The sequence below is a fragment of the Collinsella aerofaciens genome, assembly GCF_039758965.1.
Lineage (GTDB): Bacteria > Actinomycetota > Coriobacteriia > Coriobacteriales > Coriobacteriaceae > Collinsella > Collinsella aerofaciens_BR.
This window is the reverse complement of the sequence record NZ_JBDMSL010000009.1, coordinates 55,039-69,802: the sequence shown is the minus strand read 5'-3', so window position 1 is coordinate 69,802 and position 14,764 is coordinate 55,039. Positions and strand designations below refer to the sequence as shown.

Sequence of the window (14,764 nt, the reverse complement as noted above, 5' to 3'; positions counted from 1 at the left end):
ATGTCGCTCGTTCTGGATATCAAAAAGCGCTATCCCGGGTTTATGCTCGACATGCAGCTTGAGGCCGGCGAGGATCGTGTGGCGCTGCTCGGTGCCTCGGGTTGCGGCAAGAGCTGTACGCTGCGCTGCATTGCCGGTGTGGAGACGCCCGACGAGGGCAAGATCGTCGTCAACGGCGTGACTTTTTTTGACTCGGCGGCGGGCATCAACCTGTCGCCCCAGGAGCGAAAATGCGCCCTGCTGTTCCAAAACTATCAGCTGTTTCCCAACATGACGGTGGCCGATAACGTATGCGCCGGTGTAAAGGATGCGGGCGACGCCGCCGCGCGCAAAAAGCTCGCCGAGCGCTATCTGGGCATTTTCGGTCTGTCCGATTTTGCCGACCGCTATCCCGCGCGACTCTCGGGCGGTCAGCAACAACGTGTGGCGCTTGCCCGCATGGTGGCGGCGCATCCGGGCATTTTTATGTTCGACGAGCCCATGAGCGCACTCGATTCCTATCTTAAGAGCGCCCTCGAACAGAACATGCTCGACCTGTTCGATGTATGCAACCGCACCGTGCTCTACGTGAGCCACGACATCGACGAAGCGTGCCGCCTGTGCGGGCGCATCTGCGTGATGCACGACGGGCATGTGGAGGAGATCGGCTCCGTCGAGGACGTGGTCCGCCGTCCGCAGACGCTGGCGGCACTGCGCCTGACGGGCTGCAAGAACACAAGCCGGGCGCGCAAGATCGGCGACGAAGAAGTTGAGGCCCTCGACTGGGGCATGACCTTTAACGTGGGTCGCGAGGTTCCCGATAATGCAGCGTACCTGGGCATTCGCGCAAGCTACTTCCATGTTGACAATCGCGCGGAGCGGGGACGCAACAGCTATGATTTGCACGTGGCCCGTGTGAGCGATTCGCGCTTTGAGCGGCTGGTGCTGCTGGACGTGCCGCGTGCTGATGCGCCCACGCGTTTGCAGTGGAAGGTGAATAAGGTGAGTGTACCCGTGGAAGAGCTGCCGCAGGCGGGTGAGACTCTGCGCATGCATTTTGATGCAAGCAGGATTCATCTCGTTTGCCGATAATGCGGGGGCGATGCGGTCGAGGAGGTAGTCCTCGACCGCTTTGTTTTCACTTCGCCGTTCGCCGATTTCTACATGACTAAACCTTATCTGTCTGATAATTAATTATCAGACAGTGAGATGCTCACATCTCGACGCTGTCGTACGCATGTCGGCGGTGTTCGTCTGGACGACAACCGTTGATATAGTTACCTTCGACGAGAAAAGGAGGGTGCGCACATGCCGCAGACGACATACATTCGCCGCGTTGCCGCGCGCGCTCTGTATATGGCTCGGAGTCGCATATGAGCAGGTGTGTTCACGGCTCCGGGAGAGACGACGCACAACTAAATAATCGACCGCAAAGCGGGTTCCCCAAAATTCCGGGTTTGAGCACGGCTGGGTTTTCGCCACCCACCGTGCAGAAATACCGTAGCTATTCATTTTTGGTTCGAGAGGGGAACCGTCATGGCTGAAGAATTCGATTTCCATCCGATGTGGGAAAGCCTCGGCATGAATCTTGCCGACCACGACATGCTGCTGGGCGCCGTGGGCCAGATGTACGGCGATATGTTCCTGACGCAGAACAATCGCCCCAAGTCCACGTCCTACCTGGACTTTGTGGCCACCAACATCCATAGCGGCCGCATTAAGGAGATGCTCGACAAGAAGGAGGCCGGCGAGGCCACCAAGATCGTGGGCTCGTTCTGCGTCTACGTGCCCGAGGAGATTGTGCTCGCCTGCGACGGTATCCCCGTGGGTCTGTGCTCGGGTGCCGACTGGGCGACCGATAAGGTCGAGGAGCATCTGCCGCGCAACACCTGCCCGCTCATCAAGAGCTTTGCCGGCTTTAAGCTGGGCGAGGTCTGCCCCTACATTGAGTCAAGTGATCTGGTGGTGGGCGAGAACACCTGCGATGGCAAGAAGAAGGCCTACGAGTTCTTTGCCACGCAAAAGAACATGTACGTCATGGATATTCCCAACGTGCATGACGAGTCGACGCTCGTGACCTGGAAGGCCGAGGTTAAAAAGCTTGCCGCCAAGATTGAGGAAGAGTGCGGCGTCAAGATTACGCCCGAGCGCCTGAAGGCTGCCATCCACGCCGTCAACGAGAAGCGTCGCGCCCTGCAGCGCCTCGCTGCCACGCGCGCTGCCGACCCGGCGCCCATCAGCGGTCTCGACAGCCTGCTGACCGTTCAGGCCGCCTTTATGGACGACACGCCGCGCTTGACCGGCGCCATCAACGACATGGCCGCCGAGTGCGAGCAGCGCGTTGAAGCCGGCGAGGGCGTGGCGCCCAAGGGCACCAAGCGCATCCTGTACACCGGTACGCCCATGGCCGTGCCCAACTGGAAGCTGTTCAACCTCATCGAGAAGGCCGGTGGCGTCGTGGTGGGCGAGGAGTCCTGCACGGGCTCGCGCTACTACAAGGACCTGGTCGACGAGTCCGGCGAGACGGTCGACGAGATGCTCGACGCCATCGCCGAGCGCTACTTTAAGATCAACTGCGCCGTCTTTACGCCCAACGACCAGCGTATGAAGGACATTGTCCAGATGGCCAAGGAACTTCACGCCGACGGCATCGTGGATGTGGCCCTGCAGTTCTGCACGCTCTACGAGATGGAGTCGTTTGCCGTGGAGAAGGCCGCCGAGGAGGCCGGCATCCCGTTTATGCACATCACGACCGACTACGCCGGTGAGGACGCCGGCCAGCTCCAGACCCGCATCGAGGCGTTCTTAGAGACGATTTAGCCGCACCTGCGCTAAGCTGTGCCGCCGGGTGCCCCTACCCACGCGATAGGGATTTCTCTGTTGCCATGCCGGCCGGTGTCCGGATGCACCGCAGGGCGCCGACCGGCTTCGCATAGCTGCCGGGGCGGGGATTTCCGCCGTCCCGGCAGATTCTGTCCGTTTGTTCAGACACGAAAGGAACTCAATGAACAACGACCTTTTCAAGGCGGGCGTTTCCCGTCGCGATTTTCTGACCGGCTCCGCTGCCCTGTGCGTCATGGCAGGCCTCGGCCTCACCGGCTGCGGCGGTTCGGGCGCCGAGAGCGGTAGCGCCGCTGCCTCCGGCCAGGATGTGGAGTATCGCGACGAGCTGCAGATCGCGCTCCCGGCAAGCCCGGACGGTCTCGATCCGCACACCACGTCGTCGCTTGTGACCATGGACATCATCTGCAACGTCGTCGAGCCGCTCTTTGGCCTCGATAGCGACTACGAGCCCCAGCCCGTGCTGGCCAAGGGCTATGAGGTCTCCGACGACGGCCTGACCTACACCATCAAGCTGCGCGAGGGCGTCACCTTCCACAACGGCAAGGAGTTTGGCTCCGAGGACGTCGTGGCCTCGATGAACCGCTGGCTCACCGTCAACGACCGCGCCGCGAGCTTGCTGCCCGGCGCCACCTTCGCCGCCTCGGGCGACCACGAGGTCACCTGCACGCTGACCGAGCCCGCCATCGACTTTCTGATCATCCTGGGCAACCACTCCCAGTATCCGGGCATCTTCCCCTCCGAGGTCATCGAGGCCGCGGGCGATACCGGCGTGACCGAGTACGTGGGTACCGGTGCCTACAAGTTTGTGGAGTGGAAGCAGGACCAGTACGTCCATCTCACCCGCTACGAGGACTATGTCGCCGCTCACGGCAAGGCTTCGGGCTACACCGGCAAGGTCTCCGCGCCCACCAAGGACATCTACTATCAGTTCGTGACCGAGGCCTCCACGCGCGTGAGCGGGTTTGAGACCGGCGAGTACGATATCGCTGGCGAGATCCCCACCGAGAACTACCACGACTTCGACGGCAACGACGACGTCAAGCTCTACACCCATAACGCCGGCGTTCTGACCGCCTTCCTCAATATGAACGAGGGCATCTTCGCCGACGAGGAGATCCGCAAGTGCGCCCTCATGGCTATCGACTGCGAGGCGGCCGCTCTTGCCGCCTATGGCGAGAAGGAGCTCTTCAACATCGATCCCAACCTTGGCAACCCCGAGAACACTCAGTGGGCGACCGACGCGGGCAAGAAGTACTTTAACCAGGCCGACGCCAAGGCCGCCAAGAAGGCCCTGGCCAAGACCTCCTATGCCGGTGAGACGGTCAAGCTACTGACCACCCCCGACTACAAGGATATGTATAACGCCACCGTCGCGCTGCAGGAACAGCTCGAGAAGGCCGGTTTCACCGCCGAGGTCGACAGCTACGAGTTCGCGACCTTCATGGACATCCGCTCCGGCAAGCCCGAGCAGTGGGACCTCTTTGTGGCCTCCACCAACTACAAGCCCATCCCGGCCCAGTCCCTCTCGGTCTCCAAGGCCTTCTATGGCCTGTCCGACGAGGAGGCGCTCAAGCTCGTGGCCGAGACCCGCACCGCCAAGGACACCGACGCTGCGGCCAAGAAGTGGGCCGAGGCTCAGGAGCGCCTCTATGAGATCGCCGTCATCGAGCCGCTTTGCCACTACGCTTCCATCACGGGCACCCAGGCAGACGTCGAGGACGTCGAGGTGCTCGACGGGGCCATCATTTGGAACGCCAAGCGTCCGGAGTAATGCAATAGATGACGTGGCGGCTGGAGGGGTCTGGTCCCCTGTGGCCGCCACGCCCTGTCCACGTTCAGAGGGGAAATAGACGCCTCGCATGTTGAAGTACACGCTCAAACGTATAGGCGCGATGGTTCCGGTGATGCTCATCATCTCGGTTGTCGTGTTTTTGATTATCTATCTCACGCCGGGCGACCCGGCCTCTTCGATGCTCGGCATGGAGGCTTCGGCCGACCAGATCGAGCGCGTCAACGATAGCCTGGGACTCAACGAGCCGCTGCCGCAGCGCTACGTTGAGTGGATGGGCGGCGTACTTACCGGCGACCTGGGCGATTCGTATTTTATGCGCCAGCCCGTCACGCAGGCGATCGCCGAGCACTTTGGCCCCACGCTATCGCTCGCGCTTCTGGCACAGCTCATCGCGCTGCTGATTGCACTGCCCTGCGGCGTCGTCGCTGCCCTCAAACATGGGTCGCGCACCGACGCGGTCTTGCGTGTCGTTGCTCTTTTGGGCGTGGCGATACCCGGCTTTTTGATGGCGCTCATGCTTATGTGGCTGTTTGCCGTCACGTTGCGCGTGTTCCCGGTGGCCGGCTATGCGCCACTATCGAAGGGCTGGTTCAGCCATTTACGCTATCTTGCGTTGCCGGCCATATCGCTTGGATGCGTGCAGGCGGCCCTGCTCATGCGCATGACCCGTTCGAGCGTTATCGAGGCCATGCAGCTTGACTGCGTCAAGACGGCGCGTGCCAAGGGCGTCTCCGAGGTTCGCGTGGTGCTGGCCCATGCCCTGCGCAACGCAGCGCTGCCGATTCTCACCTCGGTCGGCTATTCTTTTGGCGCCCTGATTACGGGCGCCGTGGTGACTGAGGCCATTTTTAACATCCCCGGTTTGGGCCAGCTGGTCACGAGCTCTATCGAGCGTCGCGACTATCCGGTGATTCAGGGCGTGCTGTTGGTCATCGCCTTGTTGAATTCGGTGATCAATTTGGCCGTCGACCTTGCCTACGGCGCTTTTGACCCGCGCGCTCGCAAATGGGGCGATGCATGATGGCAAACGTTAAGAAGGCTCTTGCCAACAAGGGGTTTGTGGTCGGCGGCTGCATATTCCTGGCGATTGCGCTGATCGCGCTCGTCGGTCCGCTGGTGTGGACGGTTAATCCCAATGCGCAGGAGATGGCGTTGCGACTTTCGGCACCTTCGCCCGCGCATCCCTTTGGCTGCGATGACTTTGGCCGCGACCTGCTTGCCCGTGTCATCGCGGGCGCGCGCGTGTCGCTTGGCGTTGGCATTGCCGTCACGCTCGCGACGAGTGCGCTCGGCTTGGTGATCGGCGCCTATGCGTGCTACAACGAGAGACTCGATCATATTCTCATGCGCATTTGCGACGGCCTTATGTCCATTCCGGGCGTGCTGCTGGCCATCGCGCTCATGGCGATGATGGGGGCGAGCGTGTGGAACGTTATCATCGCGCTCTCCATCGTCTATACGCCCAGCATGGCGCGCATCGTGCGCTCGCGTGCGATGGTGGTCAAGGAGGAGCCCTTTGTAGAAGCCCTGCGCGTGCAGGGTGCCTCGACCGCGCGCATCGTGTGGCTGCATATCGTGCCCAACGTTATGGCACCCTTCCTGGTGCAGGCGACCTTCGTCTTTGCCGAGGCCGTGCTCTCGGAGGCCGCCCTCTCGTTTCTGGACCTGGGTATCAAGGCGCCCGACGCCAGCTGGGGAAACATCCTGCAGGCGGGCAAGAACGTGATGCGCAAAGCCTGGTGGATGATCTTCTTCCCGGCTATCGCCATCATCGCGAGCGTGCTTTCGCTGAACCTTGCCGGCGACGGTCTGCGCGACGCCCTCGACCCCAAGACCAAGGAGGACTAGCCCATGAGCGAACATCTTTTGGACGTGCGCGACCTCTGCATCTCGTTTGTGGGCCGCGATGGCAACGCGCTGGAAGCCGTCAACAAACTCAACCTACATATCGATGCCGTCGAGATCGTTGGTGTTGTCGGCGAGTCCGGCTGCGGTAAGTCGGTGTTTGCCCAGAGTGTCATGCGCCTATTGGAGCATGAACAGAAGATGGCCTATACCGGTCAGATTCTCTTTGACGGGGAGGACCTGCTCGCGCGCCCGCTCAAGCGCATGCGCGAGGTGCGCGGCTGCGATATCGCCATGATCTTCCAGGACCCTTTGAGCTCGCTTAACCCCGTCATGACGGTCGGGGCACAGGTCGTCGAGGCCGTGCGGGCCCACCGTAAGGTGAGCCGACGCGAAGCCCGCAACGAGGCTCTATCGCTGTTGGAGCGTGTGGGAATTCGAGATGCCGCGGCTCGCTTCGACATGTATCCGGGCGATTTTAGCGGCGGTATGCGCCAGCGCGTGATGATTGCCATGGCGCTCGCCGGGCACCCACGCCTGCTTATCGCCGACGAGCCCACCACGGCACTCGACACGACGACTCAAAAACAGATTTTGGATCTCCTGCGCGACCTCAACAGTTCCGAGGGCATGGCGGTGCTTTTTATCAGCCATGATTTGGGTGTCGTCACGAGCATCTGCTCGCGCGTGCACGTCATGTATCTGGGCCAAATCGTAGAAGAGATCGACGCCCGCGGCCTTATGGAGCGCCCGAGCCACCCGTATGCCCAGGGGCTCATCGCGAGCATTCCGCCGCTCGAAGGCGAGCGAGTTGACACGTTGGCGGATATTCCGGGCACAGTGCCGCCGCTTACGGCAATACCCTGTGGATGCCGCTTTGCGCCTCGTTGCGCCCGGGCGGACGAGCGTTGCCGCGCACAGGAGCCTCCGCTGGTTGCCGTGAATGCGTGTGACCGGTCTAAATGCTGGCTTGTCGAGAAAGGGGAGTGCCATGGCTGTTGATAGCGAAGCCCTGCTTAGGGTCTCACATCTGACTAAAACGTATCCCATGCCGGGCTCAGGTTTTAAGCGTCAGGTCTTTACCGCCGTGGACGATCTGTCGTTTGAGATCGCGCCGGGCGAGGTCTATGGCCTGGTTGGCGAATCCGGATCGGGTAAGTCGACGACTGGACGCCTGATCTGTGGTCTCGAACGTGCGGATTCCGGCTCGATTGTCTATCGCGGGCACGACCTCGCCACGATGTCGGAGCGCGAACGCAAGCCGTTTCGCCGCGAGATCCAGCTGGTATTTCAGGATAGCTCTACGGCTTTTGACCCGCGCAACCGTGTCGGCCGCATTTTGGAGGAGCCGCTGATTATCGCCGGCGTGCGCGATGCGGATGAGCGCCATGGGCGCGCGCTCTCGGCCCTGGCCTCGGTCGGTCTTCTGGCAGAGCATTACGACCGCTATCCGCATGACCTTTCGGGGGGACAGCGTCAGCGACTCAATCTGGCACGGGCGCTTATTTGCGAGCCGCGCCTTGTGGTATGCGACGAGCCGGTCTCGGCGCTTGACGTGTCCGTGCAGGCCCAAGTGCTCAACTTGCTTCGCGACCTGCAGCGCACGACGGGCGTGGCGCTGCTGTTTATCACGCATGATATGCGTGTGGTTCGGCATATGTCCGACCGGATTGGCGTGCTCTACCACGGTCGTCTTGTCGAGGAAGGCGCGGCCGAGGATGTGATCGCGCATCCGAGCGATCCGTATACGCAGGAGCTTATCGACGCCATTCCCTAGAGGATGCTTCCTTTTGGGTATGGTGTGGGTTCGTTGTTTAATTGTCGGTATATCGGTGCAAGAGAGGGGAACTACTATGGCCGATATCGAGGAACAGCCGTTGCCGCGCACGTTTGAGGAGTTCAACGAGCAACGCAAGGCGGCGTTTATTCGCGTCAAAGATTATAAGCAGGCGGGTAATCGCCTGGTCGGTTTTCTGTGCAGCTACACGCCGCTCGAGATTATCGATGCCGCGGGGGCTGCAAGTGTCGCTCTGTGCGGTACGTCCGATGAGGTGATTCCCGATGCCGAGAAGGTGCTGCCGGCAAACCTCTGCCCGCTCATCAAGTCGACGTACGGCTTTGCCTACTCGCAAAAGTGCCCGTTTACGTACTTTAGCGACATGATCATCGGTGAGACCACCTGCGACGGCAAGAAGAAGATGTATGAGCTACTCAACGAGCTCAAGCGCACGCACATTCTGCATCTTCCGCAGGGCCGCGACCGCGCCTACGAGCGCGAGGGCTGGTACGAGGAGTGCCGTCTGCTCAAGGAAGAACTCGAGAACTTCTACGGTATCACGATCACTGACGATGACCTGCGCGCTGCCGTCCGTCGTCGCAACCGCCTGCGTGCGGCCCAGCTCGACATGTTTGCCCTGCAAGCCAACCAGCCGGCGGCCATGAGCGGCGTCGATCTGATGAGCACTATGTTTGCCGGTACGTTCAGCTTTGATATCGAGGCCTATACGCAGCAGCTGGAGCAAAAGGTCGTCAAGCTGCGCGAGGCCTACGACGCGGGCGAGCGCCCGGTTGCGGCGGATGCCAAGCGCATTCTGATCACCGGTTGCCCGGTGGGCGGTGTGATCAACAAGATCGGTCGCACCATCGAGTCCAACGGTGGTGTGGTCGTGTGCATGGACGACTGCTCGGGCGAGCGCACGGCGGCCATGATGATCGACCCGGACGCGCCCGATATCCTGCGCGCCATCGCCGACCGCTACCTTGATATCAACTGTTCGGTCATGACGCCCAACGACGGTCGTATGGAAAACACGCAGGCCATGTGCGAGAAGTATCACGTCGATGGCGTAGTGGAGAACGTGCTCCAGACGTGCCATACCTTTAACGTGGAGAGCGCACGCATGCAGGAAGCTGTCGAGGGTGCGGGCATTCCGTATATGAAGATCGAGACCGACTACAGCAACGGCGACATGGGCCAGATCGAGACCCGCATCGCCGCCTTCATCGAAACCCTCTAGCTTCCTCAGGCACTGGATCTTGCCCCTCAAACCGTCGCTTGCGTACCCAAAGTACGCTGCGCTCCTCTTTCGGGGCAATCTCCGGCACCTGAGAAACCTAGAGCTAAGGCGTCTGAACGCGCCGCTACCTTTGATGTTTAGATTGGGAGAGAGCCATGATAGGGATCGGGATCGATATCGGGTCTACGGCGGCTAAGGCTGCTGTGGTCGATGGGGAGGGTTCGGTGGCGTGGACGTGCGTGCAGCCAACCGGGTTCTCCTCGGTCGATGCTTCCGAACGGCTGCGCGAGGCACTGGCGGCGGCCGGCTATGACGTGACGGGCGACGAGGTTCGCGTGATCGCGACCGGCTACGGTCGTGTCGCCGTGCCCTATGCGCACAAGGTCGTGACCGAGATTACCTGCCACGGTACCGGTGCCGTGCGCCTGTTTGGCGATCACGGCACCGTGATCGACGTGGGCGGTCAGGACACCAAGGTCATTCAGCTTAAAAGTGGCCGAGTGGCCAAGTTTGCCATGAACGACAAGTGCGCCGCCGGCACGGGGCGCTTTTTGGAGATCATGGCCGACCGTCTGGGTATTTCCCAACAGCAGATGGCCGACCTTGCGCGTTTCGGTGAGCCCACCAAGATCAGCAGCATGTGCACGGTGTTTGCCGAAAGCGAGGTCATCAGCCTGATCGGTCGCGGTGAGCCGCGCGAGAACATTGCGCGTGGCGTGATCGACAGCGTGGTCTCGCGCGTGGCGACCATGGCCGGGCAGGCCGCGGGCGCCCCGTACTACCTGACCGGTGGCCTGTGCGAGAACGCCTTCGTGGTGGAGCGGTTGGGCGAGCTGCTGGGATCGCCGGTGACCACCTCGCCCCAGGCTCGCTTTGCCGGAGCGATCGGCGCGGCTGTCCGCGCCGCCGCCTTGGCCTAGGGGTGTACCGCGACATGCGCATCCTCAATATCACGGCACAAAAACCAGATAGCACCGGCAGCGGCACCTACCTTGCCGCGCTTGTGCGCGAGCAGATCGAGACGGGGCATCGCGCCGCCGTGCTTTGCGGTGCGGCGCCGGGTGATACCCAAGGCGAGCTGGACCGGCGTGCTGCCGTGTTTGCCGTACCGTTCGAGTCGCCCGAGCTGCCGTTTCCCATCTGCGGTATGTCCGATGTCATGCCCTATCCCTCCACGCGCTATCGTGATCTGACACCTTCGATGCTCAAGGCATTTGAGCGGGCATTTGCTAATGCAATCGATCGGGCGGTGACTGAGTTTCGGCCCGATCTGGTGCTCTGCCATCACCTGTATCTGGTGACCGCATTGGCGCGCGAGTGCGTCCGGGGCGTGCCGGTTGTTGCCGTGTGCCATTCGACCGATCTGCGCCAGCTGCGTTCGCATGCGCTCGAGCGCGATCGCATCGTACGTGTGGTTCGTCGGCTCGATGCCGTCTTTGCGCTCCATGCTGAGCAGGCTGAGCAGATTGGCCTGGTGTGCGGCGTCGATGCCGATCGCATCCACGTGATTGGGACGGGCTACGACCATCGCGTCTTCTGCCGCGACGCAAGCGTGGCGAGGCGGCCGGGATCGCTTGTGTACGTGGGCAAGATTTGCTTTAAAAAGGGCGTCGAGTCGCTGGTTCGAGCTGTGTCATTGCCGATTGACGATGGCGTCCGCCCATCTGGCCTGGTACTTGTGGGCGGCCGCGGGGACGATGCCGAGTACGCGCGTATCGAGCGCTTGACCGCGGCCTCGGATGTGCCGGTGACGCTGGCGGGGCGCTTGGATAGCGATGGGCTCGTGCGTGCCTACCGCAGTTCCGACGTCTTTGTGCTGCCTTCGTTTTACGAGGGTCTGCCGTTCGTGACGATTGAGGCCCTCGCGTGCGGCTGCAAAGTTGTGGCGACCGATTTGCCCGGCGTTCGCCCCTGGATGGAGGCGATGCTTCCCGGTGCTCCTGTGAAATGGGTGGCGTCGCCGCGTATGACGGATGTCGACACGCCCGTGGCGGCCGACCTTCCGTTGTTTGAGCGCGCACTGGCAGATGCTATCGCGCAGGCGCTTGCGGCGCCGCCTTCGACGTTCGAGCCGTCGGCGGTCTCTTGGGAAGCGTGCCTGGGGCGTATACTTAAAGTCGTTGATTTGTTGGAAGGGGGTTCGTATGGCTGACGATCAGATTAAGCTCACGTCTATGACTGCCGCGAGCGGTTGAGCCGCTAAGCTGGCTCCCGGAGCCCTCGCCCAGGTCCTGGGCGACTTGCCCAATGTGCATAACGATAACCTGCTCGTGGGGTTCGATACCTCCGACGATGCGAGCGTCTTTCGCATAGGGGAGAACCTGGGGCTCGTGCAGTCCATCGACTTCTTCCCGCCGATGGTCGACGACCCGTTTCTGTTTGGCCAGATTGCCGCGGCAAACTCACTGTCGGACATCTACGCCATGGGCGGGCGGCCGAGCCATGCCATGAACTTGCTGTGCATCCCGAGCTGTCTGGGCGTTGAGGTTGCCGGTCAGATTCTGGCGGGCGGCGCCGACAAGTGCGTCGAGGCGGGTTGCTCCATCGCGGGCGGCCACACCATCAACGACGACGAGCCCAAGTACGGCCTGTCCGTGAGCGGTTTTGTGCCACTCGACCGTATGCTCGCCAACAGCGGCGCGCACGTGGACGATGTTCTGCTGCTGACTAAGGCGATCGGCTCGGGCATCATCACCACGGCCATTAAGGGCGAGCTTATCGAGCAGGACGAGGCCGCAGCCATGTTTGACTCGATGCGTACCCTCAACGAGGCCCCGATTCGCCTGGCCGAGGGACTCGAGCTTCACGGCTGCACCGACATCACGGGCTTTGGCCTGATCGGGCATGCGTGCGAGATGGCCGAGGGCTCGGGCGTGCAGATTGAACTTGCGTCGGGGGCGGTGCCGCTCTTTGACCAGGTGCTCGATATGGCGCGTCTGGGCATTATTCCTGCCGGTGCCTACCGCAACCAGGACTTCTTTGGCCTGCGCGTGGCGGCCGACGACGACCTGGGGCCGGGCATGTTGGATGCGCTGTACGATCCGCAGACCTCGGGTGGTTTGCTCATTGCGGCGCCCGCGGCGGATGTGGATGAGCTTGCGCGTCGTTTACGTGCCGAGGGGCGCATCGCGGCCGTTGTCGGGCGCGTGTGTGAGGCGGAGCCGGGCGGTCCTGCCGTCCACGTTGTCAGTTAACGACACGTTTATTGAACTATGCACTGTTCTAAAACGATTTATTCGAAAGGAAAAACTATGTCTACCAAAATTGAAGTCAATGCCATGGGCGATGCCTGCCCGCTGCCCGTCGTCAAGACGCTCAAAGCCCTGAAGCAGCTCGATGGCGAGGGCGCCGTCGTGACCGCGGTCGATAACGAGACCGCCGTCACGAACATCTCCAAGATGGCACAGGAGAAGGGCTGCACGGCCTCGGTCGAGAAGGTTTCTGATGCCGAGTGGCACGTGACCGTGGCGACCTCCGGTGCAGTTGCCGTGGCCGATCCCGAGCAGGATGGCGCTGCCTTCTGTGACGCCAGCGCCGGCAAGGGTAAACTCGTCATTTCCGTCTACACCGACTGCATGGGCCGCGGCGACGACGAGCTGGGCCACAAGCTCATGAAGGCGTTTATCTTTGCCGTGACGCAGCAGGAGGAGCTGCCCGCGACCATGCTGTTCTACAACGGCGGCGCCAAGCTCACCGTCGAGGGCTCTCCGGTGCTCGACGACCTTAAGGGACTGGCCGAGCAGGGCGTCGAGATCCTTACCTGTGGCACCTGCCTCGACCACTATGGCATTAAGGACCAGCTTGCCGTGGGCGAGGTCACCAACATGTACGTGATCGTGGAGAAGATGGAGCAGGCCGTGCGCGTCGTGCGCCCGTAGCGTATTGGTTGGAGTTGCCATGAGGGAGAAGCGCCCGGCGCTTGTCATCACGTTTTCTACCACGGCGGCCGCCATGGGTTGCGAGTCCCTGTGCATCGAGCGCGGCCTTCCCGGGCGCACGATTCCCGTGCCCGGGGAGGTCGCCGCCGGCTGCGGCTTGGCGTGGAAGGCGCTGCCTGCCGATGAGGACCTGCTGCGCGGCGAGCTTGCCGCGGCGGGCGTCCCCACCGAGGGCTTTACCGTGATCGATATGTGGGAGGTCGTGCGATGATCTACCTGGATAACGCGGCGACGACCATGCACAAGCCGCAGACGGTCATCGATGCCGTGACGCAGGCGATGTGCTCGCTCGGCAATGCCGGACGCGGCGCGACGTCGGGCGCGCTTGACGCGGCACGCACGATTCACGGTTGCCGCACTAAGCTCGCGCTCTTGTTGGGCTGCCCGCGGGCTGACCATGTGTGCTTTACGCCTAACTCGACAGCCGCGCTCAACACTGCCATTAACGGCGTAGTGCACCCCGGCGATCGTGTGGTCACAACGGTGCTCGAGCACAACTCCGTGCTGCGTCCGCTCAATCGCTTGGCGACGGAGCAGGGTGTGACGGTTGAGCATGCGGGCTGCGAAGCAAACGGTGTGCTCGACTACGACGGGCTCGAGCGGTTGGTCACGCCGGGCACGCGTGCCGTGGTGGTGACTCACGCCTCCAATGTGACCGGCAACGCGGTCGACATTGCGCGCGTGGCTGCCATCGCCCATGCGGCAGGTGCGCTAGTGATCGTTGACGCCTCGCAGTCTGCCGGCACGGCGCATATCGATATGCAGGCCATGGGGCTCGACGTCGTGTGCTTTACCGGCCACAAGGGGCTGATGGGCCCGCAGGGCACCGGCGGTCTGGCCGTGGCGGAGGGTGTCGACGTGGCGCCCTGGGCCATGGGCGGCACGGGCGTGCACAGCTTCGATGCACTGCAGCCGCTTGAGTGGCCCACGCGCCTGGAGGCAGGCACGCTCAACGGTCACGGCATCGCGGGACTTTCCGCAGGTCTCGACTTTATCGAGGCTCAGGGTGGGGTCGAGGCGATTGCTGCCCACGAGCGTGCGCTCGCTGATTGCTTCCTTGCCGGTGTGAGCGAGATTCCGGGGATTAAGCTCTACGGTGCCTTTGACCAACCGATGCGCTCTGCGATTGTGTCGCTCAACGTGGGCGATATCGATTCGGCCGAGATCTCGGATGCACTCATGCAAGGGTGGGGGATTGCGACCCGTCCCGGTGCCCATTGCGCCCCGCTCATGCACCGTGCGCTGGGGACCGAGCGTCAGGGCGTCGTTCGTTTCTCGTTTGGGTATTTCAATACGGACGAAGAAGTCGACACCGCGATTGGCGCTTTGCGCGATTTAGCCTGCTAGAG

Annotated in this window: 14 protein-coding genes; all 14 read left to right on the top strand. The window is 62.1% G+C overall.

The features are described 5' to 3' along the window. The 14 genes from ABHU32_RS04225 (at window position 1) to ABHU32_RS04160 (ending at window position 14,762) form a co-directional block, all read left to right on the top strand. Window positions 1-1,071 (top strand): sulfate/molybdate ABC transporter ATP-binding protein, encoded by a 1,071-nt coding sequence (locus tag ABHU32_RS04225; RefSeq protein ID WP_346979082.1) that lies wholly within the window; start codon window positions 1-3, stop codon window positions 1,069-1,071. Window positions 1,072-1,515: 444 nt separating this feature from the next. Continuing rightward, complete coding sequence (locus ABHU32_RS04220) at window positions 1,516-2,799, top strand: double-cubane-cluster-containing anaerobic reductase (protein WP_346979080.1); 1,284 nt, start codon at window positions 1,516-1,518, stop codon at window positions 2,797-2,799. 184 nt (window positions 2,800-2,983) lie between these two features. Next, window positions 2,984-4,594, top strand: coding sequence for an ABC transporter substrate-binding protein (locus ABHU32_RS04215; RefSeq protein ID WP_346979079.1), 1,611 nt, complete (start codon window positions 2,984-2,986; stop codon window positions 4,592-4,594). Window positions 4,595-4,682: 88 nt separating this feature from the next. After that, a complete protein-coding gene (locus ABHU32_RS04210) occupies window positions 4,683-5,636 on the top strand; it encodes an ABC transporter permease (protein ID WP_055309594.1) in 954 nt (317 codons plus the stop codon). Beyond that, on the top strand, window positions 5,633-6,463 hold the full coding sequence (locus tag ABHU32_RS04205; RefSeq protein ID WP_346979078.1) for an ABC transporter permease: 831 nt from the start codon (window positions 5,633-5,635) through the stop codon (window positions 6,461-6,463). The genes ABHU32_RS04210 and ABHU32_RS04205 overlap by 4 nt, the downstream gene beginning before the upstream one ends. A gap of 3 nt (window positions 6,464-6,466) precedes the next feature. Next, a complete protein-coding gene (locus ABHU32_RS04200) occupies window positions 6,467-7,462 on the top strand; it encodes an ABC transporter ATP-binding protein (protein ID WP_346979077.1) in 996 nt (331 codons plus the stop codon). Then, window positions 7,452-8,237 (top strand): ATP-binding cassette domain-containing protein, encoded by a 786-nt coding sequence (locus tag ABHU32_RS04195; protein WP_195444620.1) that lies wholly within the window; start codon window positions 7,452-7,454, stop codon window positions 8,235-8,237. The genes ABHU32_RS04200 and ABHU32_RS04195 overlap by 11 nt, the downstream gene beginning before the upstream one ends. A 76-nt stretch (window positions 8,238-8,313) precedes the next feature. Then, window positions 8,314-9,477, top strand: a complete 1,164-nt coding sequence (locus ABHU32_RS04190) for a double-cubane-cluster-containing anaerobic reductase (RefSeq protein WP_346979076.1) — start codon at window positions 8,314-8,316, stop codon at window positions 9,475-9,477. 155 nt (window positions 9,478-9,632) lie between these two features. After that, window positions 9,633-10,397 (top strand): acyl-CoA dehydratase activase, encoded by a 765-nt coding sequence (locus ABHU32_RS04185; protein ID WP_346979075.1) that lies wholly within the window; start codon window positions 9,633-9,635, stop codon window positions 10,395-10,397. Between the two features lie 14 nt (window positions 10,398-10,411). Further along, the gene (locus tag ABHU32_RS04180) at window positions 10,412-11,629 is read left to right on the top strand and encodes a glycosyltransferase family 4 protein (RefSeq protein WP_346979074.1); all 1,218 of its coding nucleotides are present in this window, start codon (window positions 10,412-10,414) and stop codon (window positions 11,627-11,629) included. Next, window positions 11,622-12,671 (top strand): selenide, water dikinase SelD, encoded by a 1,050-nt coding sequence (gene selD / locus ABHU32_RS04175; RefSeq protein WP_346979073.1) that lies wholly within the window; start codon window positions 11,622-11,624, stop codon window positions 12,669-12,671. Before ABHU32_RS04180 ends, selD begins: the two co-directional genes overlap by 8 nt. A 57-nt stretch (window positions 12,672-12,728) precedes the next feature. Beyond that, window positions 12,729-13,355, top strand: a complete 627-nt coding sequence (yedF, locus tag ABHU32_RS04170; protein ID WP_346979072.1) for a sulfurtransferase-like selenium metabolism protein YedF — start codon at window positions 12,729-12,731, stop codon at window positions 13,353-13,355. A gap of 19 nt (window positions 13,356-13,374) precedes the next feature. Next, window positions 13,375-13,626, top strand: coding sequence for a putative Se/S carrier protein (locus tag ABHU32_RS04165; protein ID WP_346979071.1), 252 nt, complete (start codon window positions 13,375-13,377; stop codon window positions 13,624-13,626). Beyond that, the gene (locus ABHU32_RS04160; RefSeq protein WP_346979070.1) at window positions 13,623-14,762 is read left to right on the top strand and encodes an aminotransferase class V-fold PLP-dependent enzyme; all 1,140 of its coding nucleotides are present in this window, start codon (window positions 13,623-13,625) and stop codon (window positions 14,760-14,762) included. Before ABHU32_RS04165 ends, ABHU32_RS04160 begins: the two co-directional genes overlap by 4 nt. Window positions 14,763-14,764 lie beyond the last annotated feature (2 nt).